Source organism: Xanthomarina spongicola (assembly GCF_003148645.1).
Lineage (GTDB): Bacteria > Bacteroidota > Bacteroidia > Flavobacteriales > Flavobacteriaceae > Xanthomarina > Xanthomarina spongicola.
Map to the genome: position 1 here is coordinate 112357 of NZ_QGGP01000002.1, position 26584 is coordinate 138940.

23 protein-coding genes are annotated in these 26584 nt (G+C 31.1%); 4 read left to right on the forward strand and 19 right to left on the reverse strand.

Annotated elements, in window-relative coordinates; all coding sequences use genetic code 11:
• Positions 1-78: 78 nt before the first annotated feature.
• From LX78_RS04515 to LX78_RS04525, 3 genes are all read right to left on the reverse strand, one after another.
• Entirely contained in the window at positions 79-939 is an 861-nt protein-coding gene (locus LX78_RS04515; protein ID WP_109681461.1) for an OmpA/MotB family protein, read from the reverse strand.
• Between the two features lie 95 nt (positions 940-1034).
• Positions 1035-2024, reverse strand: coding sequence for a glycosyltransferase (locus LX78_RS04520; protein WP_109681462.1), 990 nt, complete (start codon positions 2022-2024; stop codon positions 1035-1037).
• The gene (locus tag LX78_RS04525) at positions 2021-2467 is read right to left on the reverse strand and encodes a type I restriction enzyme HsdR N-terminal domain-containing protein (RefSeq protein WP_109681901.1); all 447 of its coding nucleotides are present in this window, start codon (positions 2465-2467) and stop codon (positions 2021-2023) included. The genes LX78_RS04520 and LX78_RS04525 overlap by 4 nt, the downstream gene beginning before the upstream one ends.
• 104 nt (positions 2468-2571) lie before the next feature.
• Between LX78_RS04525 and holA the strand changes: the two genes are divergently transcribed.
• Complete coding sequence (gene holA / locus LX78_RS04530; protein ID WP_109681463.1) at positions 2572-3576, forward strand: DNA polymerase III subunit delta; 1005 nt, start codon at positions 2572-2574, stop codon at positions 3574-3576.
• Positions 3577-3616: 40 nt separating this feature from the next.
• Here holA and LX78_RS04535 read toward each other — a convergent pair whose 3' ends face one another.
• From LX78_RS04535 to uvrA, 13 genes are all read right to left on the reverse strand, one after another.
• Positions 3617-4447 carry a DUF6090 family protein gene (locus tag LX78_RS04535; RefSeq protein ID WP_146192542.1) on the reverse strand — a complete coding sequence of 277 codons (831 nt, stop codon included), beginning with the start codon at positions 4445-4447 and terminating at the stop codon, positions 3617-3619.
• A 28-nt stretch (positions 4448-4475) separates the two neighbouring features.
• Positions 4476-5123 carry a DUF1801 domain-containing protein gene (locus LX78_RS04540; RefSeq protein ID WP_109681465.1) on the reverse strand — a complete coding sequence of 216 codons (648 nt, stop codon included), beginning with the start codon at positions 5121-5123 and terminating at the stop codon, positions 4476-4478.
• Positions 5124-5197: 74 nt separating this feature from the next.
• Complete coding sequence (locus LX78_RS04545; protein ID WP_109681466.1) at positions 5198-5674, reverse strand: hypothetical protein; 477 nt, start codon at positions 5672-5674, stop codon at positions 5198-5200.
• 34 nt (positions 5675-5708) lie between these two features.
• Positions 5709-5978, reverse strand: coding sequence for a DUF202 domain-containing protein (locus tag LX78_RS04550; RefSeq protein WP_109681467.1), 270 nt, complete (start codon positions 5976-5978; stop codon positions 5709-5711).
• Positions 5979-5987: 9 nt separating this feature from the next.
• Complete coding sequence (locus LX78_RS04555) at positions 5988-6365, reverse strand: DoxX family protein (protein WP_109681468.1); 378 nt, start codon at positions 6363-6365, stop codon at positions 5988-5990.
• A gap of 11 nt (positions 6366-6376) precedes the next feature.
• Positions 6377-7981 carry a class I SAM-dependent methyltransferase gene (locus LX78_RS04560; RefSeq protein ID WP_109681469.1) on the reverse strand — a complete coding sequence of 535 codons (1605 nt, stop codon included), beginning with the start codon at positions 7979-7981 and terminating at the stop codon, positions 6377-6379.
• A gap of 89 nt (positions 7982-8070) precedes the next feature.
• Complete coding sequence (locus LX78_RS04565) at positions 8071-10482, reverse strand: alpha-ketoacid dehydrogenase subunit alpha/beta (RefSeq protein WP_109681470.1); 2412 nt, start codon at positions 10480-10482, stop codon at positions 8071-8073.
• Between the two features lie 219 nt (positions 10483-10701).
• The gene (locus tag LX78_RS04570; RefSeq protein WP_109681471.1) at positions 10702-11373 is read right to left on the reverse strand and encodes a hypothetical protein; all 672 of its coding nucleotides are present in this window, start codon (positions 11371-11373) and stop codon (positions 10702-10704) included.
• Between the two features lie 191 nt (positions 11374-11564).
• Positions 11565-14396, reverse strand: coding sequence for a gluzincin family metallopeptidase (locus tag LX78_RS04575; RefSeq protein WP_109681472.1), 2832 nt, complete (start codon positions 14394-14396; stop codon positions 11565-11567).
• Positions 14393-15661 (reverse strand): T9SS type A sorting domain-containing protein, encoded by a 1269-nt coding sequence (locus tag LX78_RS04580; protein ID WP_109681473.1) that lies wholly within the window; start codon positions 15659-15661, stop codon positions 14393-14395. The genes LX78_RS04575 and LX78_RS04580 overlap by 4 nt, the downstream gene beginning before the upstream one ends.
• A gap of 25 nt (positions 15662-15686) precedes the next feature.
• Entirely contained in the window at positions 15687-16376 is a 690-nt protein-coding gene (locus LX78_RS04585) for an LOG family protein (protein WP_109681474.1), read from the reverse strand.
• 189 nt (positions 16377-16565) lie between these two features.
• A complete protein-coding gene (locus LX78_RS04590) occupies positions 16566-16736 on the reverse strand; it encodes a lmo0937 family membrane protein (protein ID WP_109681475.1) in 171 nt (56 codons plus the stop codon).
• Positions 16737-16791: 55 nt separating this feature from the next.
• Positions 16792-19623, reverse strand: coding sequence for an excinuclease ABC subunit UvrA (uvrA, locus tag LX78_RS04595; RefSeq protein ID WP_109681476.1), 2832 nt, complete (start codon positions 19621-19623; stop codon positions 16792-16794).
• A 193-nt stretch (positions 19624-19816) separates the two neighbouring features.
• On the opposite strand from uvrA, the gene LX78_RS04600 reads away from it, so the two are divergent.
• Entirely contained in the window at positions 19817-21682 is a 1866-nt protein-coding gene (locus LX78_RS04600; protein ID WP_109681477.1) for a PLP-dependent aminotransferase family protein, read from the forward strand.
• A gap of 490 nt (positions 21683-22172) precedes the next feature.
• Positions 22173-22694, forward strand: a complete 522-nt coding sequence (locus LX78_RS04605) for a hypothetical protein (RefSeq protein WP_109681478.1) — start codon at positions 22173-22175, stop codon at positions 22692-22694.
• A 66-nt stretch (positions 22695-22760) separates the two neighbouring features.
• On the opposite strand, the gene LX78_RS04610 is transcribed toward LX78_RS04605, so the two are convergent.
• Both LX78_RS04610 and LX78_RS04615 read right to left on the reverse strand, forming a co-directional pair.
• Complete coding sequence (locus LX78_RS04610) at positions 22761-23483, reverse strand: hypothetical protein (protein ID WP_109681479.1); 723 nt, start codon at positions 23481-23483, stop codon at positions 22761-22763.
• 84 nt (positions 23484-23567) lie between these two features.
• Positions 23568-24176, reverse strand: a complete 609-nt coding sequence (locus LX78_RS04615) for an acyl carrier protein phosphodiesterase (protein WP_109681480.1) — start codon at positions 24174-24176, stop codon at positions 23568-23570.
• An 85-nt stretch (positions 24177-24261) separates the two neighbouring features.
• Here LX78_RS04615 and glmM point away from each other — a divergent pair, with 85 nt between their 5' ends.
• A complete protein-coding gene (gene glmM, locus LX78_RS04620; RefSeq protein ID WP_109681481.1) occupies positions 24262-25647 on the forward strand; it encodes a phosphoglucosamine mutase in 1386 nt (461 codons plus the stop codon).
• Here glmM and LX78_RS04625 read toward each other — a convergent pair whose 3' ends face one another.
• A complete protein-coding gene (locus LX78_RS04625; RefSeq protein WP_109681482.1) occupies positions 25648-26538 on the reverse strand; it encodes a lysophospholipid acyltransferase family protein in 891 nt (296 codons plus the stop codon).
• Positions 26539-26584: the final 46 nt, after the last annotated feature.

The window sequence follows — 26584 nt, forward strand, 5'->3', positions numbered from 1 at the left end:
AAATAAGATAAAATAAAAAAACATAAAAAAAGCTCAATCTATTAGATTGAGCTTTTTCATATTTATAAATTTTGATTACTATTTACCGTCAGCAGCAAGGTTTTTCATTTCCTTGTCAATCATGTCGTAGAATTCATCAATTTTTGGAAGTACAATAATTCTAGTACGTCTGTTTTTTGCTCTATTTTCAGCAGTGTCATTATCTACTAAAGGTTGGAACTCAGCACGACCAGCTGCAATAAGTTGTTTAGGTGCTACACCTAAATCTTCTAATACACGAACTACAGAAGTTGCACGTTTAACACTTAAATCCCAGTTATCAATAAGTGGTGGTTTGTTGTAAGGAACAGGATCTGTGTGTGCTTCAACCATACATTCAAATGTTGGTTTAGCTTTTACAACTGTTGCCACTTTACCTAAAATCTCTTTAGCTCTAGTTGATACGTTGTAGCTACCACTTTGGAATAATACTTTATCTGCAATTGAAATAAATACCACACCTTTTTCAACATTCACTTGTATATCTGGATCGTTGATTCCTACTTCTTTCTTTAAACTTGTAACAAGCGCCAACATAACACTGTCCTTTTTACTAACAGCATCTTGTAATCGAGAAATTCTTAAATCTTTTTCTTTTAAGCTTTCAAGAGATTTTTCAACATTACTAGCTCCTTTAGTTGTAAGCATCGTTAAAGATTCATTACTTTGAATTAAGTTTTCATTAGATTTTTTTAAATCAGCAATACGATCCTCTAAACCTTTTGCACGAGCTTCTGCTGATGCTTTATCTGATAAACAAGAATTTAATTTAACGGTTGCTGTGTTTAATAAATCTTGTGTATTTTTTTGTTTTTCTTCTAAAGCAGCATAATCTTTTTTAGATACGCAAGAACCTAGAAGTATTAGGGCAAATGAGCCTAAAATCAATATTTTTTTCATAATTGTTTTCAGTTTTTAGATGTTATTAATTAACAAACCAAAATTATATAAAAGTTGAATAGAAAAGATACGTATTAACAAAAATTTTAACAATTTTATAAACAATTGAAATTCTTGTGTTTACGCATAAAATAATCCCAAATAATAGAGGTTTTATAATAGTAGTTTTTCTTTTTAGAAAATGACGCGCGTTTTTCTAAAAGTTTTGGCAATTTGGAGTAAAAACTAAAGTGTGCTTTAATAATAGCTATGGTATGTTCAATCTTAAATTCGATTAGAAATTTAACACCTGCAATACCATCTAAAATCAGTCTCATTAAGACTAAAAAAAAGATATTACCATTGGCATTTTTAACTAAAGCAAATAGGCTGTTTCTAAAGTTTAAATATGTCTTTTTTGGATTTGTGTTTTTAAGTGTGGCTCCACCAACATGATACACACTAGAAGCTCCAACAAAAGTAGTTTTATAATTTTGATTAAACGCTCTCCAACACAAATCTATTTCTTCCATGTGTGCAAAAAAAGATTCATCGAAACCTCTTAAAGCATTGAAAGCATCTTTTCTAATAAAAAAACAAGCTCCAGATGCCCAGAAAATGTTAGTTGTATTGTTGTATTGACCAAGATCTTCTTCAATAGTGTTAAATATGCGTCCTCTGCAAAATGGATAACCAAATTTATCTATATAACCTCCAGCAGCTCCAGCATATTCAAAATAATTTTTGTTTTTGTAATCTAATATTTTTGGTTGAACAATAGCTGTTTCAGGGTTGTTTTTAAAAGTTTCAATTATTGGAGTTAGCCAGTTTTCAGTGACTTCAACATCGCTGTTTAACAAACAATAAATGTCTTCCTCTACCTGTTTTAAAGCATCATTATAACCTTTGGCATAACCTCCATTTTCTTTATTCTTAATTATTTTAATAGAAGGAAAGTGCTCTTTAACAAAATATACCGAATTATCTGTAGAAGCATTGTCTGCTACATAAATAGTAGCATTTGGAGAATGAGCCATAACAGAAGGTAAGAACTGTTCTAATAATTCTTTACCGTTCCAATTTAATATAACAACTGCTATTTTCATTTACTGTATTCTGGTATGTCTTTTAAAAACTGATAACGTTCATTTTTAAAATCCATCTGACAATAATAATGATTTAATCCGTTTGTAACCATTAAATAAGTTGCATTTAACGTTAGATTATAACGTGCAATTTGGTCGAATGTATCTTGATTAATGTGTATTTGTGGTGCTTTACATTCAACAATTAAGTGTATGCTTCCATCTGGATTAAAAACCACAATATCGTATCGTTTCTTTAAATCGTTTACCTTTAATTCTTTTTCAACATTAATTAATGAGATAGGATATTTTTTTTCCAGAATTAGATATTGCACACAATGTTGGCGAACCCATTCTTCTGGTTGTAAAATCACAAATTTTTTACGAATACAATCGAATATAGATATTTTATTTTCGCTATTTTTGAAACGAAACGGAAACTTAGGAAAATGAAGTTCTTGCATCAATGCAAATTGGTTTTTTTCAAAGTTAATGTACATTCATCAAAAACCAAATAACAATAGCTTATTTTGGAATTTGTATTAATTAAAATGGAATTTATAGAGATTTGGACGAAGTCAAACAAATAGTAACAGATATAAAGAATAAAAAGTTTCGACCTATTTATTTTTTAATGGGAGAAGAGGCTTATTATATTGATAAGATTTCAAAATTTATTGAAACCAATATCCTTTCTGAAGAAGAAAAAGGCTTTAACCAAATGGTTTTATATGGTCGCGATGTGACTATAGAAGATATTGTTGGAAACGCCAAACGTTACCCAATGATGGCAGAACACCAAGTAGTTATTATAAAAGAAGCTCAGGATTTATCGCGTACTATTGAGAAACTGGCAGACTATGCCGAACAGCCACAGCCATCTACTATACTGGTTTTAAACTATAAATATAAAACCATTGACAAGCGTAAAAAGCTTTATAAAACACTTAGTAAAAATGGTGTTGTATTTGAAAGTAAGAAACTTTACGACAATCAGGTAGCAGAATGGATAAGACGTGTTCTTTCTGGACAGAATTATACCATTTCTCCAAAGGCAGCACAAATGCTTGCAGAATTTTTAGGGACCGATTTAAGTAAAATTTCTAATGAGTTGGATAAGCTTAAAATTATTCTTCCTGAAGGCACACAAATAACTCCTGAACATATTGAGGAAAATATTGGGATTAGTAAAGACTATAATAATTTCGAGTTGCAAAAGGCTGTTGGTGCTAGAGATGTATTAAAAGCAAACCAGATTATTAAATATTTTGGCGAAAACCCAAAAGACAACCCAATGGTTGTTACTGTGTCGTTGTTATACAGTTTCTTTTCTAAACTCTTGCATTTACATGGATTACAGGATAAATCGCCAAGAAGTGTGGCTTCTTCATTAAAAATAAACCCCTATTTCGCAAACGAATATATTGCAGCTGCTAGAAATTACCCAATGAAAAAAGTAAGTTCTGTAATAGCTACTTTAAGAGAGTTTGATGTAAAAAGCAAAGGTGTTGGGTCTAATGCTGTAAGTCAAAGCGATTTACTAAAGGAGTTGATGGTAAGGATAATGAATTAATACTCTGAATTTTCTTACTGAGTTTTTTGTTTGTCTTTCATTATTTATTAGCATATTTTGCCATATTAAGATTGTCTAATTTCTCCAAAAGCTCATTTGTAAGCTCAAGTATTTCGCCATATATATTATACATATTATAATGTGAGATATACAACTTTTTATAAGCTAGATAAAATTTTTCGTTTTGGAATAAGTCGTTAAAATCTGATTGGAATGGGACTTTGTCAAAATCCATAGGCATTGGAACTAATTCATTTTCAAAATATGCTTTTAAATCCTCTGGTGACGTTTCTTCAAAGCTATTGTTGTAGTCCTCTTTAGAAAGATACGTATTAGGCATCACATCAAATATAAGTTCTTTGCCTTTTCTAAAATAGCTTTCTTCATGTCTTTTTATGTCTATAAGCTTGGCATCTACTTTTTCAACATAGGAAACAATGTCATTTTTAAGCTCATAAGAGCTTAGTAAATCTATTTTCCCAGAACTAATAAGAGATCTTGCTGTTCCTAATATTGGGCTATAAATTCGGGTAATCCCAGGTATTTCTATATACTTCGAAATGGAATCAGGTGGTGTTTCAGTTTTCCAAAAAGAACGAAGTACTATAGCGCATGCCTTTGTTCTTTCTTGATAAACATCGATTATTTTTTCTAACTCTATTTGCGATTTTTTTAAATCATTTTGAAGTTGTGTTAATACAATTTCTTCAGCTTTAGCCTGATGACGTTGGTTACTCCATTCATTCACTTGAAAAGCAATCAAAATTCCAATAACTACAAGTATAATTTCTCCTATGGCATACAGCATGTATTTACTGAACTTGTTTTCGTTTAGCATTTTCTGTCTAATCTTTCGAAAGAATTTTATCATAGGCTATTTGGTTATTAATCTCAGTTTTTTATTTAACACTTTCTAATTGTTTATGAGAACCATCACAATTTGGTTTTCTTTTTGATAAACCACAAGTACAATCGTTTAATCCATAACCTTCAAGAATTCTATCAATACTTTTTTTTATTCGTAACACTCTAGTTTTTGCCTGTTTTGGTTTTGTAAAATGCAAAAGATATCCTCTTTGTCTTCCTGGAGTCAGATTTTCAAATGCTTTTTTAAATTCGGGACTTTCTTTGAACATTTGGTTTAATTCCTCAGGTATTTCAAAGTTTGTTGTTTTTTTCTTTTTTACTTTCAAGCCCGCTTTTTCCACTTCGATCGCTTCGTAAATATATTCTTTAATGGTTGACTTAAGCTCTTCAATTAGTGATACATCTGTAAATCGGATTTGTCTAGCAGATTGTGTGTTTTCTGTTTGTTGGACTAAAATATTTTTTTGGTCTGACAATAAAGCTCCTTTGTGAAAAAGAATGGCACAGTAATTTTTAAATTCATGAATTAATACAATGTTTTTTTCTTTATATGTGTAACAAGGATGCATCCATTTGTATTCTTCATTTAAACCACAATCAACTATTATTTCACGAAGCCTCGTTAATTCTTTTTGCCATTTATTAAGATTGTTAAGATATGTATCTACTTCTGGTTTCATTTATAATTAAATTCTGTTTTAAATAAACTAAAAGATCGTTTCTGATTTCTTATCTTGTTTACTAAGATTCTGTATTAATTTTCTAAATCTTCTAACTCTAAATTATAATCGTATTGTAAATCTTCATGCAGTGTTGCCATTATTTTTCTAATAAGTACAATTTGTCTTTCATAAATATTAGTAAGTGTCACATTTCTTTTTATAGATGGCTCAAAATCTTTTAAGGTTTGACAAAAATGGAGAAGAAGTTCTACTTCAGTTTCTTTTTTTAAAGAATAACGTGCGTACTTTTTTATATTTCTTAAAATTTTACGTACACTTTTTTTAATGTAAAAATAACTGTCTGTGTTGATGGTTTCAAACTGCTCGTTTATTTCTTGCTTTACAGTTTCTATATAACCAGATTCATCATGAGATTCAAATAACAAATAGGTGAGGAGCTCTTTGTTTTCTTTTTTAAATTTCGATAAACGTAAACAGAGTTCCATCAACTCTTCTGTGGAACGATGTTGTAATTCTTTCTTTATAGTAACTACTGAAACAGCTTTCATAGGTGTTTTTCTTGTAAATAAAAAAGGTTTTATTTTAAGCGTTATAGTGTTTTCTAATTAATTTTCTAACATAAATTAATCTAATAACTCCAATCAATAAAATCACTGGCGAAACAATAACCAATATAATTCCAAACGATTTAAGTTCAGTAAATATTTCAAGTTTCAAAATAGTTACTCCAGTTCCCAAGAGTACAATAAAGGTTCTAAAATAAGCTAGAAAAGTGCGCTCGTTAGCAAGTTTAGTTCGCTCAATGGCTAGCCAATCTCTTGTAATTAAAGAGGTGTTTTTTTCTTCAGACATTTGTTTGATTTACTTTTTGTTGTCAATAGCATATTTTCCAGGACCTGCTAGAAAGATAACTATAAAACAAACTAGATATAAAAGAGCTTTTTCCTTTGTGCCAAAATCGTCTTCTAAATGCACTATAAAAGCAGCTACAAACATGGTTATTGCTGCTGGAATAGCTGCTAGTTTTGTTTTAAAACCTACAATTATAAATAAAGGTGCAATTACTTCTCCAATTAGCGCAAGAATTAAGGATAGCGTTGGACCAACACCAATTGGGTCTCCAAACTCTATGGGACTTGAAAAAAGGCGTTCTATTTTTGGGATGCCATGTACAAGCATCATTCCTGAAATGGAAATTCTAAAAAAGGCTAGTGCAAAATCTGTGAAATTTTTAGTCATGTTTATATTATTTAATTATTAGTTCCTTTTAATAAATTAATACTCACTGTTGCCAAATCATTATCTGGAAATCTTGAAAAATAACGTTCGTCTGGCTCTAATCCTGCTTCTTTGGCAATGTTTTTAAAAACATCTACTTCTAGAATATATTGGTCGCTAAAACCATGTGTGGCATCATAAGCAGTTGCAGCTGTTTTGCCAATATTCTTAGCTGTTAATTTTGGGTTTATAGTATGTAATTCAATAATTAATAAACCAAACTGTTCAACATAAGGCTTCCATTTTTGTAGATGTTCTAGTAAAGAATCTTCAACAGAATTATTATTTATACGTTTTCCCAGATACGCATAAGCTCCAGTAGAGCTACTTATTCTATTGGTTATGGTTTTTGGCTTTTCCCAAATACGATTGTGGTCTAGAAAAGTTCTTACATTAAGTAAGTCTTTTAATTCAATATTATAATCTTCTTTTAAGTCTTTAGCTAATAATTCTGGTCTGCCAATATCTCCCCAAATTACTTTTGCCCAAATATCTGCTTTAATTAAATTAGCTCTGGTTACTTTTAAAGCAGCTTGATTAAAATCTGCTCCAACCAATAATAATGGATGTTCTTCAAGCATTTTTCCTCTTGACGTTTGATGTTCAATGACATCGAAAATATGCTGAATAAAGGCGCCATTACCACAACCCATATCTAAAATGCCTTTAGGTTGCTTGTCTATGGGTTTGTTAAATAATTCAATTACTACTTGATCTACAATTTTGAAATAGGTTGTGTGTGCTCCACCAGAACCCCAAACATTCATTTCTCGATGTACGTGTTTTTCTGGGTCACTTAGAGAATCAGTTTTTAGAATTAATGGATTGCCAAATAATAAATCGTCTAAAGCTAAGAATGTTGGTAAATATGAAACTGTTACACCATAAGCTGAAGCTCGTTTAGCAAAAAACAATCCTTCATCTGTAAATTGATAGGTGTTTTTCTTCTTTTTAAACCATCCTAAATACGAAAAGAAGTCAAGTATTTTCTTGAAACTTTCTGGGTTTTTATGATATTCTTCAGCAGTAAACGAAGCTTCCATAAAATATTTATGAAACAAGCCATTTACACCAAGTAATACAATTATTGGAGCCACAATGCAGCCTTCAATATGCTTTAAAATTTGTTTTTCTATTTCAGTATTACCTGTTAAACCTAAATTCTTTTCATATTTTTTAAAAATCCGTTCCAATGCTATAAAAGCGTCACTTCCAATTCGTTCTTCAGGAAATTTAACCGAATAATTTAGGAGTGTAACAGCATCTTTGTAAATAGGAATTATTTTAAAAGCTTCTTGGCTTTTATCATTTATTTCAAAAATAATTTCGTCTGTACTATTATTAATTCTTTGTACTAACCAACCTTGAGAACATAATATTCTTAAAGCCACATTTAAATAACCTTCATTTGCGTTAAAAACTGAAACTAATTCTTTTAGAGAGACTTTTTTATTTTTCAGTAAGTAATCTAAAATGTCTTTTTTGTGGAGTGAATAAGCTGTAGTAGCTGTAGCTAAACCGTCAAGGTGTCTAAAAATAGTGCCACGAAGTTGTTCTTTATCTTGCTTGGTTAGCATGTGTGTTTTGTTTGCTTATAAATATAACAAAAAAAAGACCTCACTTTTTTAAACAAATGAAGTCTTAATAAATTATATGATATCTTTTACTATCTCAATTTCGGAAAATCAGATGGATTTGATTCGTGCATCACCTTGTAAACAGCTTCAAATACATCCTCTACTGATGGTTTAGAGAAATAATCACCATCTGTTCCATAAGCAGGTCTGTGTTGTTGCGCAGTAAGCGTTTGTGGCTTGCTGTCTAAATGTTTATAGGCATTTTGTGTGTTTAATACTTCGTTTAAAATGAATGCTGAAGCTCCTCCAGGAACATCTTCATCTATAACCATGAATCGATTTGTTTTAGCTACACTCTTAACGATGTCGTGATTTAAATCGAAAGGTAATAAGGATTGAATGTCTATAATTTCAGCATCAATACCAACTTCTTGCAGTTCTTTAGCTGCTTGTTCAATAATTCTTAGTGTAGAACCATAAGATACTAATGTAATATCGTTTCCTTCTCTAATAGTTTCAACAACTCCTAAAGGTGTTTTAAACTCACCAATATTACTTGGCATTTTTTCTTTTAATCTGTAACCATTTAAACATTCCACAATTAAAGCAGGTTCATCACTTTCCAAAAGCGTGTTATAAAAACCAGCAGCTTTGGTCATGTTTCTAGGAACCAACACGTGAATTCCACGAATTAGATTGATAACACCTCCCATTTGAGATCCTGAATGCCAAATACCTTCTAGTCTGTGTCCACGAGTTCTAATGATTAGTGGCGCTTTTTGACGACCATTGGTTCTGTATTGAAGGGTTGCCAAATCGTCGCTCATAATTTGAAGCGCGTATAAAATGTAATCTAAATACTGGATTTCAGCAATTGGACGCAAACCTCTTAAAGCCATACCTATTCCTTGACCAAGAATGGTTGCTTCACGAATACCAACGTCTGATACACGAAGTTCGCCATACTTTTCCTGCATGCCTTCTAAACCTTGATTGACATCTCCAATATGTCCAGCATCTTCACCAAAAACTAAAGCTTCAGGATATTTAGTAAAAATAGCATCGAAATTATCTCTTATGACTAATCTCGCATCAACATCTTCGCTATTTGCGTTATAAGTTGGTTTAACTTCTTTAATGTTTAAAGCCGATTTTGGCGATTCGCTATATAAATGCGAACTGTATTTAGGTTGAATTTTTTCTATGTATGAATTAATCCAATTGACTAACTGCGTTTTTTCTGCCGACGTTTCGCTAACTACATAACGCAATGTTTTTCTAGCAGTAGAAAGAATGTCTTTTCTAATAGGTTCTTTAATTTCAGCTAAATCGTTTTTAAGTTTTGAAATAAAAACTTTATTATCACTAGAGTTTGCAACGTTTTCTAATATACTAAGAAGTTCTTGTTGCTCTTGCTTAAGAGGTTGAACAAAAGCTGTCCAAGCAGCTTTTTTACCATCGCGAACTTCTTTTTTAATATTGTTTTCAATCTCTTTTAATTCATCGTCTGTTGCCATGCCATTGGCAACCATCCATTCACGAAGCTTCACATTACAATCGAATGCAGCTTCCCAAGCCAAACGGTTTTCATCTTTATAACGTTCGTGTGAACCAGATGTTGAATGACCTTGTGGTTGCGTTAATTCGTTGACATGAATTAAAACTGGCACATGTTCTTCTCTTGCTATTTTTGAAGCGTTTTGATACGTTTCAATTAAAGCTGGATAATCCCAACCGTTTACACGAAGAATTTCATACCCTTTATTGTCTTCATCTCTTTGAAATCCTTTAAGAATTTCAGAGATATTTTCTTTTGTTGTTTGATGTCTTGCATGTACAGAAATACCATACTCATCGTCCCAAACACTCATAACCATTGGTACTTGTAAAACGCCAGCAGCATTTATGGTTTCAAAAAATAAGCCTTCACTCGTACTAGCATTCCCAATAGTTCCCCAAGCAACTTCATTTCCTTTTTCAGAAAAATTAGTAGTATCAATACCTTTGACTTGTCTGTAAATTTTAGATGCTTGAGCTAAACCTAACAATCTAGGCATTTGTCCAGCAGTAGGAGAGATGTCTGCACTGGAATTCTTCTGTTTTGTTAAATCTTTCCAGTTTCCATTTTCGTCCAAACTATGAGTGGCAAAGTGTCCACCCATTTGTCTTCCAGCTGACATTGGATCGTGTTCAATATCTGGATGACCATATAAACCAGCAAAAAATTGTTGGATATTTAATTCTCCAATAGCCATCATAAAGGTTTGGTCTCTATAATAACCTGAACGGAAATCACCATTTTTAAAAGCTTTTGCTAAAGCTAATTGAGGCACTTCTTTACCATCGCCAAAAATTCCAAACTTAGCTTTTCCAGTAAGTACTTCTCTACGACCTAAAAGACTACATTCACGAGAAGTGACAGCAATTTTGTAATCGTTTAAAACTTCTGCTTTAAAGTCTTCGAAAGAAAGGTCTTTTTGTACGTCTGGATTTGTCTGCATGATTCTTATTTTAAAGGCACAAATTTAGTCAATATTTGTGTGTTTTGCAATCTGATGGATAGTTAAAGAATTAACAAATTCTCAGTGTTTAGAGTAAAATACAGTAAAAAACTGAAAGATTGTTAGTTATTCTCGAAATCATTAGAAATATGATTTGGAATCTTACTAATTAAGTTGTTTAATAAAATAGATATTTAAAAAATGTTATTTCTACCTAAATTAGTGTTTTACTTCACTACAATCTGTATTGTAATAATCAACAACTTTTTTAATATCTTCTTTTCTAAAGCCTTTTTCGCCATCTTTAATTTTTGTTGCTAATTCGGTGCAATCTGAAAAGTAATCACTCCCTTGGGTTTTAAAACTATCTGCTATTGTTACAAATGATACGGAAGTGTCTTTATTACCTAGAATAGTTACGAAAGTTTCATTATCTCTTTTAACACCATAGATAGTGATTGTTTTTCTAGTTCCTACAGGAATTGGCGTTGTAGCAAAAGAACTATTATTTGAAGGTACCCAAATCACTGAATAATTTCCGTATTTACTTAATTTGTATAAATTAACCTTCCCTTTTTTTACAAGATCAAAGACTTGAAAGTTTTTATCATTTTTACCAGTTGGAAATACATAGGCCATTCTGGGTTTAATATCTTTACGTTTAGAACGAGGGTTTATATAACCTGATATTGAATCTAACTTTTCGTATTCAATTTTTTCTTTCTTACCATCCTTTTGTTCTTGAAACTTAATTTCCTTTTTCTTAAATGTAACATAGCCAGTTTGAGAAGTTCCGTCCTTATAAAATAAAACAGATTTTGTTTGTGCGAAACATTGAACATTATAAGTAATTAGTGCTGAAACTAGGGCTATTTTTAATAAACTATACATCTATATTTTTTTTTAAATATATTAATTTAAACCGTCATTAATAAATTCAATATTATTGTTTTTTTATAGTTATTAAAAATATATACTTAGTGTTCTGGTTTACTTCTAGTTATAATTATATTGTTATTATTTAAACTCAGTAACTGAGTAAATATTTGTTAAAATATAATACCTTAAGTTTTTGAAATAGATTAATACCAACGTCTGCTAAATAAACCAAAGAGGGTTTTAAAATCTAGAGTGACCACAAAACGAATTTTTTCTGCATATTGAGATTGAGCAATTTCCCAACCTAAATTGGAATACACTGGAAAATAAAGCTCAAAATAATCTGGAATTAAACTGACACGAATACCAGTGTCATAAACAAATTGTGCTTCTTGACCATGATTTTTTAAGAGACCAATATCTCCATAACCAAGTATGTATTTCCAAATGGTGGTACTACCATTGATTGTGCCTATCCACTCGTTAGCATAAGGTGTATCGAGTTTTGATTTGAAACCACCTTCGGCAATAATTATTTGCTGACTAAAAAGGCCTGTGTCTTCAGATCTACCATAATAGTTATAATCGAATAAATAATCTGTAGGTCTATCTAATGCAAAACTAAAGTAGTCTGATGTTTTATAGCTGTCGTTATACAAAAAAGCACCAGCAAACAACCTAAGGTTATATTGTCTGCTTTTTTCGGTTAGTTTTCTATACTCAAAATTAAAAGCCACCTTACCAAAATCTTTTGAGAACTGCACATCTGTAAACCAAGAGATATAGTCTTCTAAGCCTTTGTTAATGTTATTGTATCTTAAATCTAACACACTATAATTAGGTTCTGTATCGTCTGCATCTAAGCCAAGGTCTTGATCTCTATTAATGTCAACATATCGCATGCTAACGTATTGTTTTTTATTTGACATCAAATTTTCTTTATCTCTAAATAATAAAGATACTCCAGGAGTTAATTTTCTAACAAACAGATCTTCGGCATAACTTGAATAACTTGCAGAAATACCATAATTGATACTAAATAAATTAATATCATTATTCTCAATATATTGATTGTAATTAAGTGTGATTCCTCCAGTTAATGAATTGGATCTTGTTCCATATTGAGGTGATACTTTATAATAAAACCTTTTCTTTAAAATCGTTTTATTATAGGCTTTAACACCAAGTACAATACCATCGTAAATGTTATCGAATTCTATAATTGGCATAAAAAACACTTGATTGTAAGAAGGGTCTTCTATATCCTTGAAAAGTCTAAATTGAATAGGTCTATTTAAAAGAGAATTTGTTAAAGACTTTGTGTTATCTCTTTGATTAAATTCAGGAACTATTAAATCGTGATTTAAAACTACTTTAGTGCCATCTTCTTTTGGAATGGTAACGGTTTTAGTGTCTGTTATATTTTCTAGCCAAATTTTAGAAACAACAGTATCTTTATTTAGCACAAACAACGATATTGGCACATTGGTTTGTGTTTTGTTTTGAATTGTCAATTTTACAGAATCTCTAGATTCTTCAACATCTGTAATGGTAAAATCTATTCGTTTTTTTGTGTTTAGATAATCTGTAAAGAACCAATTTAAATCTTTACTAGTATTTGCTTGAAGTATGGTTTCAAAGTCTTTTGTTGTTGTTTCTTTTAGCGCATATGTAGAAATATATTCTTTAATTGAATTTTCTAATACATCTTTATTTATATAGTTGTCCACATAACGTAATCCAACACCAGCTTTGTATTTGTTCGCTATATTTTTATTAAATTTTAATAACGAATCTTTTTCCATGCTAAGAGGTTGGTCTAAATTTTCTCTAGCCATGTGCATGTATAGAAAGGCATATTGATCGTTAAAGTCTAGTTGTGTTGCATGAAAAGAGCGAATTCCCCAAATTCTAGATAAACTTCCTGCTAGTTTCATATCTGGATAGAATTCTTCAACATATTTCATTAAATAATATGTTTGCAAGCCATCAATAATCCATTGGTCTTTTCTTGGGTTTGTTATAATAATATTATCTAAGTAGTTATTTAAGGCTGTCTTTAAAATTTTAAGCTCGTATTGAAATTTATCTGGAAACGGACGAATAAAATTTGGTAAAAGATTCAAACCATAAATGGGATTTTTTCTATAATCGATGCTTGTTATCAAGAGTTTTTCATGAGGATAAGGACCTAAGTTCTTGGTTAAGTATTCTGAAATTTGATCTGTAATAACAAGGTTGTCAATCATGCTCAGATTCTCATCGTCTATGTTTGAAACCATAGTAAAATAATCTGTTTGTACTTGATTGAAAGCTTTAGTTTTGTTTAAAAATAGTTTGCTGTTAACTCTATCTTTACCTTCTAGGATTACTGTTAGAATACTATCTTTTTGAGAGATATCTTTTTGGTCTAATTCTGAAGTTACATGATAGGTATTCGGAAACTGAAGCTCGAAAGATAAGTCTGCTACAGGAATAAACAAATCGTCTAAATTCTTATTACTTGCATATTGCCATTCGCCATTATAAACAGCAGGAGTCATATACCAATAGCGTAAATTAAATTCTCCTTGAGATGTGATTCCGTAACGTGTAAATTTATCACTTGGAACTTGAACAATATAGTTTAAGTGAATGGTGTAACTTTCGTTTGGTTTTAGAGGCGATTTAAGAGCTACTTTAACAACATCTATATGGTCTATTAATCTATCAAATTCAAGCTCTTGCTGGTTTTGTTTGATAGAGGTTATTACGGAATAGCCTCTATCATCATTTTTAGCAAAATGAAAATCGGTATTATATTCCTCTGCAAAACGTTTTGCTAATGGTGTTGTTTTGGTAGCAAAACTTTGATTCCAATCGTTTAGATAGATAGTGTCTAAAGTGGCTTCAGAATTATTGAAATAAGTAATAGTTTGAGCAATTTTTATCTGTTTTTTTTCAGCATCAAAGTTTGCCTTTAAATCAATTTTATTTTGACTTAAAAGAAGTATTGGCAATAAAATAAAAAGACTACTTAAAAAACTTAATTTCAATTTGATTTAATAAATTTTAAAGGTTTAACATTTGTGTTTGACATTGTTATATAATACAAGCCATTATTTAAATTAGAAACATCAATACTTATTGTTTTTGACGCGTCTAAAGGGACTGTTTTTACTACTTGTCCTAAAGTATTAAAAATATTAAGTTTTTTTGTTTGGTAAGATTGATTGTTAATTCTAACTTCTAGAGTGTTTTCAATAAGATTCGTGCCAATAATTTGAAAACTTTCTATGTTATATGTTTGTATATTTAATAAGGCTTCGTTTGTTTCTAATTGCAAGGTTACTGGAAGATGATCGCTAAAATAGTATAGTGCTTCTCTAATTTCAGATGAAAAATCTGATCCAGAACATTCAATATCTTTTATTTCATTATTGTAACAACTAATGTTACCATTATTACCATACACTTGATATGAAGAATCTGCATAGTATAAGTCTGCATTCGATAGCATATTAGTTGATGTTAAAATAAAATCAAATCTATCGTCAAAACCACCAATAGAACCTCCCAAACCTGTTTGTGTTCGGGTAGATTGTGTAAATACATCTATATAATTTGTGTTATTATGCCAACTACCAACTTTATTGGCAGGATCTGTAAATACTATGTTATTAGTATTGTCTAATAATTCTTGAAAAGCAGGCTCAGAACTAGTATATACATTTAAATCTCCAGCCAGCATGATATAGCTGTTAGAAGGAAACGTGTTTAAATATGTTGTTAAATCTTGAACCATTTCTAATCTTAATGCTTGGTTGTCTGTACCACTTGATGCTTTTAAGTGGCAGACAATGACATCTAAATATACAGGATTACTGTCTTGGTTGACAGAATTTAACTTTAATTTATAATGATTGAAATCGCGATATATAGTTGTAACAACATCCTGACTTTCTAAAATGAATTTTGAACTGTTATAATAAATCAAATTCTGAAGATCGTTTTGGTTGCCCAGGTTGTCATCAGACGTATTTAATGTAAACACAGCACTTCTAAAATCTTCACTAACTCTATTTTGTAATACTTGTAAAACAGTATTGGCACCAGACACATTATTTAATTCGCAAACTGTTAAAATATCTGGTTGGTAATTATCTAATATATTATCTAAATACTGTATTCTATCAGGCACATTGGTTTCTAAGGGAAAATTCAACAAATTGTAAAACATCACCTTAAAGCTTTCTTGTGCAAACAAGCCATTGGTTATCAGGACGCAAAGCATCGATACAATTTGTATTTTCTTTTTCATATTATTCTTAGGGAATAATTTAATATTAGAAGTTAGGACTTAATTCGTATTCTTTATAGAAACTATCTAAAATACTAATCACTTCATCAGGAGTGTCTACAACGTGAATTAAATCTAAGTCTTTTGCGCTAATATTATTAAATTGCTTTAAAAGAGTTGCTTTTACCCAATCCATTAATCCATCCCAAAATTCTGTTCCCACTAAAATAATTGGAAATTTCTCTATTTTGTTTGTTTGAATTAAGGTAATGGCTTCAAATAATTCGTCTAAAGTTCCAAATCCTCCAGGCATAACTACAAAACCTTGAGAGTATTTTACAAACATGACTTTTCTAACAAAGAAATAATCGAAATCCAGGCTTTTATCTGAATCGATATAAGGGTTGTCATGCTGTTCGAATGGTAATTCGATATTTAATCCAACTGATGTTCCTCCAGCTATATGTGCGCCTTTATTTCCAGCCTCCATGATTCCTGGTCCACCACCTGTTATCACACCATAGCCATGATCGACAATTTTGGCTGCAACATCTTCAGCTAATTTATAATATTTATCATCTGGCTTGGTTCTAGCTGACCCAAAAATGGATACACAAGGCCCAATTTTACTTAGTTTTTCATAACCATTTACAAACTCTCCCATGATTTTAAAAATGGCCCATGAGTCGTTTGTTTTTATTTCATTCCAACGTTTATGATGTTGTTCTTCTCTCATCTATATATAATTTCTAATGTTTATATGAATTAAGCTTTACTAAACTCCTGTTGTTTTAGCTTAATCCAAAGGCAAATTTAAGAGAAATATAGACATTTTGGTTACTTTATTTAAATGATTTCAATAAAGCATAAAAAAAGACAAATCTGCTTAAGATTTGTCTTTTTAATATTAAGATTGGATATTAATTTATTTTAAAGGTCCTCGACCAGAAATAAGATTGTACAAAATAACAATAACAGCAATAACTAATAAAATATGAATTAAATTACCAGTTGGAATCCCTGGAACAATACCTAAAAATCCTAGTAACCAAATAACGATACATACTACTGCAACAAGCCAAAGTAAACTTCTCATAATTAATAATTTAATGGTTAAGTAACCAATTTAATGAATTAAAATGAGAACTACTTTATTTTAATTCTTTTTTAAGGAAATGCGCTGTATAACTTTTTTTATGTTTTATAACTTCCTCTGGAGTTCCTTCAACAATAATTTCTCCACCATTTTTTCCACCTTCGTAACCAATATCGATAATATGGTCTACCATTTTAATAACATCTAAATTATGCTCAATAATTAAAACCGTATTTCCTTTGTCTGCTAATTTGTTAAGGACAATCATAAGGACACGAATATCTTCAAAATGCAGGCCAGTTGTAGGTTCGTCTAAAATATAGAAAGTATTTCCAGTATCTCGTTTGCTCAATTCAGTAGCTAGTTTTATACGTTGTGCTTCACCACCAGAAAGTGTTGTGCTTTGTTGCCCTAAAGTAATATAACCAAGTCCAACATCTTTAATAGTTTTTAGTTTTTTATGAATTTTTGGAATGTGTTCAAAAAACGGAACAGCTTCATTGATAGTCATATTTAAAACATCGCTAATAGATTTTCCTTTATAACGAATCTCTAGCGTTTCTCTATTAAAACGTTTCCCTTGACAAGTTTCGCATTCTACATACACATCTGGTAGGAAATTCATTTCTATAACTCGTAATCCACCACCTTGACAAGTTTCGCAACGACCACCTTTTACATTAAAACTAAAACGTCCTGGTTTATAACCACGAATCATAGCTTCGGGAATTTTAGCATATAAACTACGTATTTCGCTAAAAGTTCCAGTATATGTGGCTGGATTTGATCTTGGAGTTCTACCAATTGGAGACTGATTGATATCTATAACTTTATCTATATGTTCTAAACCTTTAATGCTTTTGTATGGCATTGGTTTTTTTACACCATTAAAATAGTGCGCATTCATAATAGGATAGAGGGTTTCGTTTATTAAAGTCGATTTTCCACTTCCTGAAACTCCAGTAACACCAATCATTTTTCCTAAAGGAAGTTTTACAGAAACATTTTTTAAGTTATTTCCTGTGCAACCTTTTAACTCTATATGTTTTCCGTTTCCTTTTCTTCGTGTTTTAGGGACTTCAATTTCTTTAGTTCCATTTAAATAATCTGCTGTTAAAGTATGATGAGTTTTCAGTTCGGCTGGTGTGCCTATACTAATTATTTCACCTCCATGTTTTCCAGCTTTAGGACCAATATCAATCACATAATCTGCATGTTCTATCATGTCTTTATCATGTTCAACAACAATAACCGAATTACCTATATCTCTTAAAGATACTAATGACTTAATTAGTTTTTCGTTATCTCTTTGGTGTAGCCCAATACTTGGTTCGTCTAAAATATAAAGCACGCCAACCAGTTGAGAGCCTATTTGTGTAGCTAATCTGATGCGTTGTGCTTCACCACCAGAAAGGGATTTAGAGCTTCGGTTTAAGGATAAATATTCCAACCCAACATCTAATAAAAATTGAAGTCTGGTTTTAATTTCTTTAATAACTTCTTCAGCAATTTTTAATTGTTTTTCTGAAAGATGATTTTCTAAATCGTTAAACCATTCAGCCAATTCAACAATATCTTTATTAGCTAAATCGGAAATATTCTTTTCATTTATTTTAAAGTATAAAGATTCTTGTCTTAATCGAGAGCCTTGACACTCGTCGCAAGTTACTTTATCCATATACTCTTTTGCCCAACGTTTTAACGATGTAGTTTCTGCTTGTTTATATTGACTTTCTATAAAGTTGGCTACTCCTTCAAATTCAATTTTATAATCTCTAGTTACTCCAAGAGTTTTACTTTCTACCGAAAACTTTTCGTTACCTCCATACAGAATAATCTGTTTAGCCTCATCTGGAATATCTTTATAAGAATCGTTTAAAGAGAAACTAAATCGATGTGCTATTGTTTCAAACTGCTTGAAAATCCATGAGTTTTTTTGTGGACCATGTGGTGCTAATGCTCCAGCAGCTATTGATAATTTTTGGTTTGGAATTATCTTGTTTTCGTTAACCTGATACAAAGAACCGATACCATTACATTTAGGACAAGCACCTTTTGGCGAATTGAATGAAAAGTTATTAGGTTCCGGATTTGGATAAGAAATACCAGAACTAGGACACATTAAATTCCTGCTAAAATATCTAGTTTTTTGTGTGTCTTGATCTAAAACCATGAGAACATCTTCTCCATGATACATGGCTGTATTTATAGTTTCTGTAAGACGTTTATCGTTATCAACAGAGTCGTCTATTTTTAAACGATCGATTACAATTTCAATATCATGAGTTTTGTAACGATCTAGCTTCATGCCCTTAACAAGATCTTTAATTTCGCCATCTGCTCTTACTTTTACAAAACCTTGCTTGGCTATTTGTTCGAACAACTCTCTGTAATGGCCCTTACGTGAACGAATAACTGGAGCTAGTATATTGATGCGCTTTCCTTTAAAACTTTCAATAATAAGTTCCTTAATCTGCTTGTCGTTATAACTCACCATTTTTTCTCCAGAATTGTAGCTATAAGCATCACTAGCACGAGCAAAGAGAAGTCTTAAAAAATCGTAAATTTCTGTAATGGTACCAACGGTTGAACGTGGCGATTTGCTAGTGGTTTTTTGTTCTATAGCAATTACTGGCGAAAGCCCATCAATTTTATCCACATCTGGACGTTCCAAACCACCTAAAAACTGTCTGGCATAAGCAGAAAAAGTTTCTATGTAGCGACGTTGTCCTTCAGCATAAATAGTATCGAAAGCCAAAGACGATTTTCCACTACCAGATAAACCAGTAATAACAACCAGTTTTTCTCTAGGAATGGTAACATCTATATTTTTTAGATTATGGACGCGAGCTCCTTGAACCTCAATATTTTCTTCGAATGGACTCATAAAATTAGCAAAGTTGCAAAGGTACAGATTCTGCATTGAATAATGAAGGGAAGTTTGTTTGGAGTATATAGAATTATGATAAGCCACTAGTGAATATGTTTTATTGTTAGACAAAATGTAACAAAACGTAAAATAACACTTTATAAAAAAATCTAATTAAAGTATATTCGCATCCTATTTTAAGACGATAATTATGGAAATCAATAAAATACTGAATTATATTAAAGATACTCTGGAAAACATGCCAAGTAGCTGGTTAAATCTAACAACCCATCGATTAGATATTTATGATGAATCCTTGGCTAAAACGCAATTTTTAAATCAGTTTGAAAGCCTATTTAATGACAATAATTCTGATGAATTAGCACTTAATGAATTACCAACAGCTTACGACTATATTCGTTTAGGCCATCCATTATCTTGTGTTTTAGAATGGGCTATTGCTAAATTACATGGTTTAAATCCAGAAAATGTCATTAGTTTTTCATCACAGACGGTTCCCATCTTAGCCATTCTTAGGAAAAATTTATTAGAAAATAAAAACACCCAAATTCTATATTCTAGAGAATTACCTGATTGTTTTGATGCAGAGGTCTTAAAACATGTTTATGGGTATCATTTTGAATTAAAACAAATTGAAAAGGTTACAGATGTTTCGTCGTTTAAAGGCAGTACCATTTTTATTTCACAACAAGATGATATTTCTAATTTTGATCTTAGCTCAAATATTGATTTCTATATTAACCTTTACCATGTCAAAGGGCAGGCGGGCTCTCAATTGGGTAGTGTTTTATTAGTCAATGGCAAGGAAAACGAAAATTATATTCCAGAAATTCAACATGTAAGAAGAAGAGAGACCATTGCCATGACGCCTGCCAATTGTCTTGTTGCCTTAAAATCGCTAGTATATGATGCTTTTATTTCTACTCAAAAAAGTAATGTCGAAGCAAATAAAACACAAGTTTTAGATTCCATTAAAGATATTACCAATACAACTGGAAAACCACTTGTTGGTTCTAGTGGACTATCAATTCAGTATGCTATTATGATGGGACTCATTCATGATGCCATAGAAAAACACAAAGGAAAAGCTATAAAATTTATTGTTCCTCCAAATTGTTATGGTGGCACAAACGACCAAGCAAGACGCGTTGCTGCTAGCATTGATTTTGTTGAAGTTGTCGATTTACCAGTTGATGGTGATAATGACATGGTTCAAAGTATCAATACTGTTCTAGATAAAATAGCTAAAGAAGATGCAATCCCTTACATCATCGCTGAAATTCCAACAAATCCTAGAGTAGAGGTTCCAGATTTAATTCAGTTAAAGGCTGTTTTAAGTAAAGAACGTAAAACTGCGACTGGTAAATTGGCGATCGATCCTGTTTTTATTTTAGATCAAACCTTTTGTCCTAATTTTCATTTTCTAGGTGAAGGAGATATCCTCTCAACAATGAGAGCTATTTCTTATGCAAGTGGATCTAAATTTCCAAGTGGTGGATTATGTACTTCAGGATACGTTGTAGGAAATAAAAAAACGGATGCTTTGATGGAAAAGATAGAAACACATCTATTACTTTGCGATAACGAGGCTACCAATCTACAATATGATATTTTAGCCAAACAATTGCCTTCAATGAATCAAAGAATCATTGATGCTTATAAGAACACACGTGAGTTTGTAAACTTTATCGAGGAAACTTTACCAACTGCAAAAATAAATTTTGTTTCAGAAGATTTGGCAAAACAAGGATTTACTCCATCTGTGTTTTCACTAGACCTTCCTACTAAAGGAAATACTGCAGAAGAAAAAGAAGCTCATAAAAGAGATTTGAATCTGAAATTAATCAAATTAATGATTACAAAAATTCCTAATGAAAGTAAATTCTGCGTAAGTTATGGGCAGTTAAAAGGCTGTTATTGGACCATTCCTGCAACATCTACTCAAGGGACAACTAAAGAAGGTGACAAAGATTATATTGTTCGTGTAGCACTTTCTCCTAATATGAATCTAGAACTTCATAAAAAAGTCTTTTTAGATTTTGTTGGAAAAATTTGATTATTGAGAGATTATGAGAACCTGTTAACCTAAGCAAAACCTTATGTTTAATTATGATAGTCCTGTATAATTAGACTTGTATTTTTTAGTATAAGCATAATTATAATAATTATAACACCTGTTAAAATTCCTAAATTGTAATATAAATCTACTGCTTCATAAAAAAATAACTCCTACATGAGGTTTGGTTATACTATTATGGAAACAAAAAAGGAAGTAGAGTCTATCTAGCTTCTCTGCAACATAGAACATTTTGGTAATAAGATTATGACAGATAGACTTATAAGGTTTTTAGTTTGGTATAATGGCTTGGGTAAAACTAACCTTTAAAAAAGGTAAAATATAATTAGAAGAAATTGATTGGAAAAATAAGATTCTTGTTTTATTGAAAAAAGTGCTATTGAAAAACGTACAGATTTATTATAATTGTATTTCAGATTAAAATTAATTGAGATTCCCACCTTCGTTGGGTTGATTTAAAATAATATTTATGAAAATACTAGGAATAAGCTCAAGAATCAATCATCCAGAATTTGGTAAAGGTGTTGTTACCAATGTAACTTCCAAACATTATTGGGTAACCTTTATAGAAAATGGTTTAGAAACTATTGATATTGATTCCCAATTTGAAGTGATTGAAGCTGCCGAGGATGATGTAGATACAGTTAGTTTTGCTGAAATGGAAAGCAGTTTGGTGCAAATATTAAAACGTTGGAGTGATGTTACTGAGGTAGTACATATAGCAGACAAATGGAAAGGTGGTAAATTAATTTTAGAACCAGGAGACACGAATTTAAAATCTAGTGAAATACCTATAGAAAAATTCTTTCATAAAGTAACTATGGTTCGTGATAGATTGCGTGTTATGGAGCAAAAAATAAACTCCAGTAATCTGGAAGAGCAAGAAAAGATTGATTTGCAACAATACATAACCAGATGTTATGGCAGTTTAACCACATTTAATGTCTTGTTTAAGTTGAAAGAGCAGCAGTTTAAAGGACAGAAGAGTTAAAATAAAAGACTTGTTTTTTTAACTAGAAATAAGTCTTTGAGTTTTACTTTAACAAACATCAAATACCTATTCAGTTCCTATAACATCTCCCATTTCAAGACCAATAAATAAGAGTTTATGAAAGGTTGGTAATTGTGCGCCACTTTCGGTTATAGTCCAATCGCTCCATGATGCTTCAAGGCCTCCAATTGGTAAAATGTCTACCCACATTCTAAAGCTTCTAGGTTTACCTGACTCATCTAATAACCATAAGTAAGAATCTCCAGGTGTTGTACCACCAGATGTGTAGGTTATTAAAAGTCCTTTTTCGCCATTTTTTGTAGTTGCAATTCTGCGCTCTGTACCTTCATCAAACACTTTATATGGAGCTACTAGCCAAAAAGAATCGTTATTAAAAAAGGTGGTTGCTTGTTTAATTAAATCATCGGCTTTTTCGTTATGTACCCTAAAACTATGAACAAAGGCTTTACTTTCTGACGGATTTAATAAATCTAATTCAACCTTGTAACTTTCCCATAGAACATGACAAAGGCTTTCGGTTTTGAACCACTGATAATGATGCTTCCTTTTAAAAGTCCATTCAATATAATTGGTTTTTTTATAGGCTACATAGTCTAAAGCATCTAGCATTTTAGTAGCTAAAGCATCAGCTTCAACACCTTTAATTCCAGTAGGTACATCTTCGTTATATTTAAAATAAACAAAGCCAAAAAACAGCACACTTGGTAGCGTTAAAAAAACAACAACACCAAGTACTATTTTTATAATGCGTTTTGTTTTCTTTGCCATGTTAAGTATGGTTTGTAGGTTTATGGGAAACCGAATTTACGAAATTAAGTACAGTTTTAGAATTTGTTTTCTATATTTTATCTTTCATAAGGTAGCATTTAATCTTTTTGTAATTTCTATTAATTTGATTTCTGAGAAGGCCATAAGTTCTTCAAAAAACAAGGTGAATTCATTTTCAAATTCATGATAATACTCTTTTAATTCTATAGTCGCTTTATCCATTCCTGACACGTATTTTGTACGTCTGTTCATACCTGTTAAAACCTTTTGAATGCCTTCTATACTAGCATAATTTAATAACCAATTATTTGCTATCATGAAAGGCATCATTTTCTGAGTTCGTGTAGGAAGAATTTCAAAATTAGAATTAATTAATTTATAGAAATTTTCTGTATAAATTTCTAAAGGAACCTTAGAATAATTTGCCCAGTTTTTTGCCAAAAAGTGGTCGTATAAAATATCTACAATAACACCACTATAATGACTGTAATTCTCATGAAGCCTTTTGGTGCTTTGTCTTACAATTGGATGTGCATCAGTAAAAGTATCTATTTCGCGATGGAGAAGAATGCCAATTTGTATTTCGGGTGGATAATTTTTATACTTTTTTCCTCGAATACCATCAGCCATAAAGTTACCAATGGTAATTAAATTGTTGTCTCCAGATAAATAGATATGAGCTAAATAATTCATTTTGTGAATTTACAAATTACTATGGAAGATTATCGATTTGATTTATGATTTGTAATTGTATATTTGTTAAAACTAAAACAAGTATATGACATTAATAAAATCTATTTCTGGAATTCGAGGAACTATTGGAGGTAAAGTAGGAGATAATTTAACACCTATTGATGCTGTAAAATTTGCTTCGGCATATGGAATTTGGCTAAAACAACAACGCAACAAAGAAAATTACAGAGTTGTTGTTGGTCGTGATGCTAGGATTTCGGGAGAAATGATACAGAATTTGGTAATGAATACACTTGTTGGTTTGGGTATTCACGTAATTGATTTGGGTTTGTCTACTACACCAACAGTTGAAATTGCTGTGCCAATGGAACATGCAGATGGAGGTATTATTTTAACAGCTAGTCATAATCCGAAACAATGGAATGCATTAAAGCTTTTAAATGAAAAAGGAGAATTTTTAAATGGCGCAGAAGGAACTAAAATTTTAGAGATTGCAGAAAGTGATTCTATGAGTTTTTCTGATGTGGATAGCTTAGGAAAAATAACAAAAAACAAGGCCTATATTGATATGCATATTGATGAGGTTTTAAAATTACCCTTAGTAAATAAAAATGCCATTGAAGCAGCCAATTTTAAAGTAGTAGTTGATGGTGTAAATTCTACAGGAGGCATTGCTATCCCTTTATTACTAGAGAGATTAGGAGTACATCCAGTAAAGTTATATTGTGAGCCAAATGGGCATTTTCCACATAATCCAGAACCTTTAAAAGAGCATTTAACAGATTTATCTGAAGCTGTTGTAAATGAACGAGCTGATTTAGGTATTGTAGTCGATCCAGATGTAGATAGATTGGCTTTTATGGACGAAAAAGGTGAAATGTTTGGCGAAGAATATACGCTTGTAGCTTGTGCAGATTATGTTTTAAGTAAAACACCAGGAAATACAGTAAGTAATATGAGTTCTACTCGTGCTTTAAGAGATGTTACCGAAAAACATGGAGGGACTTATGAAGCTAGTGCAGTTGGAGAGGTTAATGTAGTAGAATTAATGAAGAAAAATAACGCCATTATTGGAGGCGAAGGGAATGGAGGTATTATTTATCCAGAATCTCATTATGGTCGTGATGCTTTGGTCGGTGTCGCCTTGTTTTTAAGTTTATTAGCCGAAAAGAGAATGAAAGTAAGTGAATTACGTGCTAGTTACCCATCTTATTTTATGAGTAAGAAGAAAATTGAATTGACGCCTGAAATTGAAGTAGATGCTATTTTAAAGCAAATGGAAGCAAAATATGCTCATGAGAAATTAACTACTATTGATGGTGTTAAAATAGATTTTTCAGACAGTTGGGTGCATTTAAGAAAGAGTAATACAGAACCAATAATTCGTGTTTATACAGAAGCGCCAACACAACAAGAAGCCGATGATTTAGCAAATAAAATAATTGCTGAGATTAATAAAATAAGCAATTAGTTATTTGAATTTTTCAGGCACTTTATCTCTGTGTTTCCATCGTTTATGAGTCCATAAGTAGTATTCTGGAGCTTCATAAATTTGTTGTTCAAGGAGTTTCAAGAAAATATCTGTTATGTCATAATTTTCATAATCTCTTGGAGTTTTGGTAATGGTTTCTAGGGTTGCTTCATAGTAACCACGTTTCAGTTTTTTTACTTTTAAAAAAACCACAGCCATATCTAATCTTTTGGCTAACAATTCGGCTCCTGTATGAACAGGAACTTTAATGTTCATAAACTCTTTCCAATGAAAGGCTTTGTTGTGTTTGGGTGATTGATCTGATGCAAAACCATTTATAGTTAATTCACCTTTGCTTTTCGCTCTAACTAATACCGGAATTGTTTCTTTAGTGGTAATTAAATAGCTGTTGTATTTTGCTCGGATACGTTTTACTAAAGCATCAAAATGTTTATTTGCCAATCGTTTATAAATAGCGTATCCTTTGTGGTTTATATATTTTTGTAGAATAAAAATCCATTCCCAACTCGCATAATGACCACACATTAAAACAATACTTTTATTCTCTTTTTCCAGTTCTAAAATTTGATTGACATTTTTATAGACAAATCTTTTTCTCATTTCATTTTCAGAAATGGTCATCGATTTAATGGATTCTACAACCATATCACATAAATGATGATAGAATTTTTTAGTAATCCGTTTAATTTCTTTTTCAGATTTATTAGGAAAAACCAAATGTAAATTCTCATTAACTGTTTTCTTCCTATAGCCTATAATGTGGTAGATAAGCACATAAATACCATCGGAAAAAAGATAAAGCAACCTAAATGGTAAAATGGAAATAAGCCATAAAAAGGGATAAATTAAAATGTAAGCAAGAAATTGCATGAATTAATTTTAGATTTGCAAAAACAAATATAGGTATATTTAAAAA

Bases quoted from the DNA above. Each gene is read 5' to 3' on its own strand.
- LX78_RS04600 (WP_109681477.1), top strand. From the start codon at position 19,817: ATGGAAATCAATAAAATACTGAATTATATTAAAGATACTCTGGAAAAC.
- LX78_RS04560 (WP_109681469.1), bottom strand. From the start codon at position 7,981: ATGCTAACCAAGCAAGATAAAGAACAACTTCGTGGCACTATTTTTAGA.
- uvrA (WP_109681476.1), bottom strand. From the start codon at position 19,623: ATGAGTCCATTCGAAGAAAATATTGAGGTTCAAGGAGCTCGCGTCCAT.
- LX78_RS04580 (WP_109681473.1), bottom strand. From the start codon at position 15,661: ATGAAAAAGAAAATACAAATTGTATCGATGCTTTGCGTCCTGATAACC.
- glmM (WP_109681481.1), top strand. From the start codon at position 24,262: ATGACATTAATAAAATCTATTTCTGGAATTCGAGGAACTATTGGAGGT.
- LX78_RS04545 (WP_109681466.1), bottom strand. From the start codon at position 5,674: ATGAAAGCTGTTTCAGTAGTTACTATAAAGAAAGAATTACAACATCGT.
- LX78_RS04540 (WP_109681465.1), bottom strand. From the start codon at position 5,123: ATGAAACCAGAAGTAGATACATATCTTAACAATCTTAATAAATGGCAA.
- LX78_RS04610 (WP_109681479.1), bottom strand. From the start codon at position 23,483: ATGGCAAAGAAAACAAAACGCATTATAAAAATAGTACTTGGTGTTGTT.
- LX78_RS04550 (WP_109681467.1), bottom strand. From the start codon at position 5,978: ATGTCTGAAGAAAAAAACACCTCTTTAATTACAAGAGATTGGCTAGCC.
- LX78_RS04565 (WP_109681470.1), bottom strand. From the start codon at position 10,482: ATGCAGACAAATCCAGACGTACAAAAAGACCTTTCTTTCGAAGACTTT.
- LX78_RS04520 (WP_109681462.1), bottom strand. From the start codon at position 2,024: ATGAAAATAGCAGTTGTTATATTAAATTGGAACGGTAAAGAATTATTA.
- LX78_RS04605 (WP_109681478.1), top strand. From the start codon at position 22,173: ATGAAAATACTAGGAATAAGCTCAAGAATCAATCATCCAGAATTTGGT.
- LX78_RS04615 (WP_109681480.1), bottom strand. From the start codon at position 24,176: ATGAATTATTTAGCTCATATCTATTTATCTGGAGACAACAATTTAATT.
- LX78_RS04570 (WP_109681471.1), bottom strand. From the start codon at position 11,373: ATGTATAGTTTATTAAAAATAGCCCTAGTTTCAGCACTAATTACTTAT.
- LX78_RS04525 (WP_109681901.1), bottom strand. From the start codon at position 2,467: ATGCAAGAACTTCATTTTCCTAAGTTTCCGTTTCGTTTCAAAAATAGC.
- LX78_RS04515 (WP_109681461.1), bottom strand. From the start codon at position 939: ATGAAAAAAATATTGATTTTAGGCTCATTTGCCCTAATACTTCTAGGT.
- LX78_RS04555 (WP_109681468.1), bottom strand. From the start codon at position 6,365: ATGACTAAAAATTTCACAGATTTTGCACTAGCCTTTTTTAGAATTTCC.
- LX78_RS04585 (WP_109681474.1), bottom strand. From the start codon at position 16,376: ATGAGAGAAGAACAACATCATAAACGTTGGAATGAAATAAAAACAAAC.
- LX78_RS04535 (WP_146192542.1), bottom strand. From the start codon at position 4,447: ATGATAAAATTCTTTCGAAAGATTAGACAGAAAATGCTAAACGAAAAC.
- LX78_RS04625 (WP_109681482.1), bottom strand. From the start codon at position 26,538: ATGCAATTTCTTGCTTACATTTTAATTTATCCCTTTTTATGGCTTATT.
- LX78_RS04590 (WP_109681475.1), bottom strand. From the start codon at position 16,736: ATGAGAAGTTTACTTTGGCTTGTTGCAGTAGTATGTATCGTTATTTGG.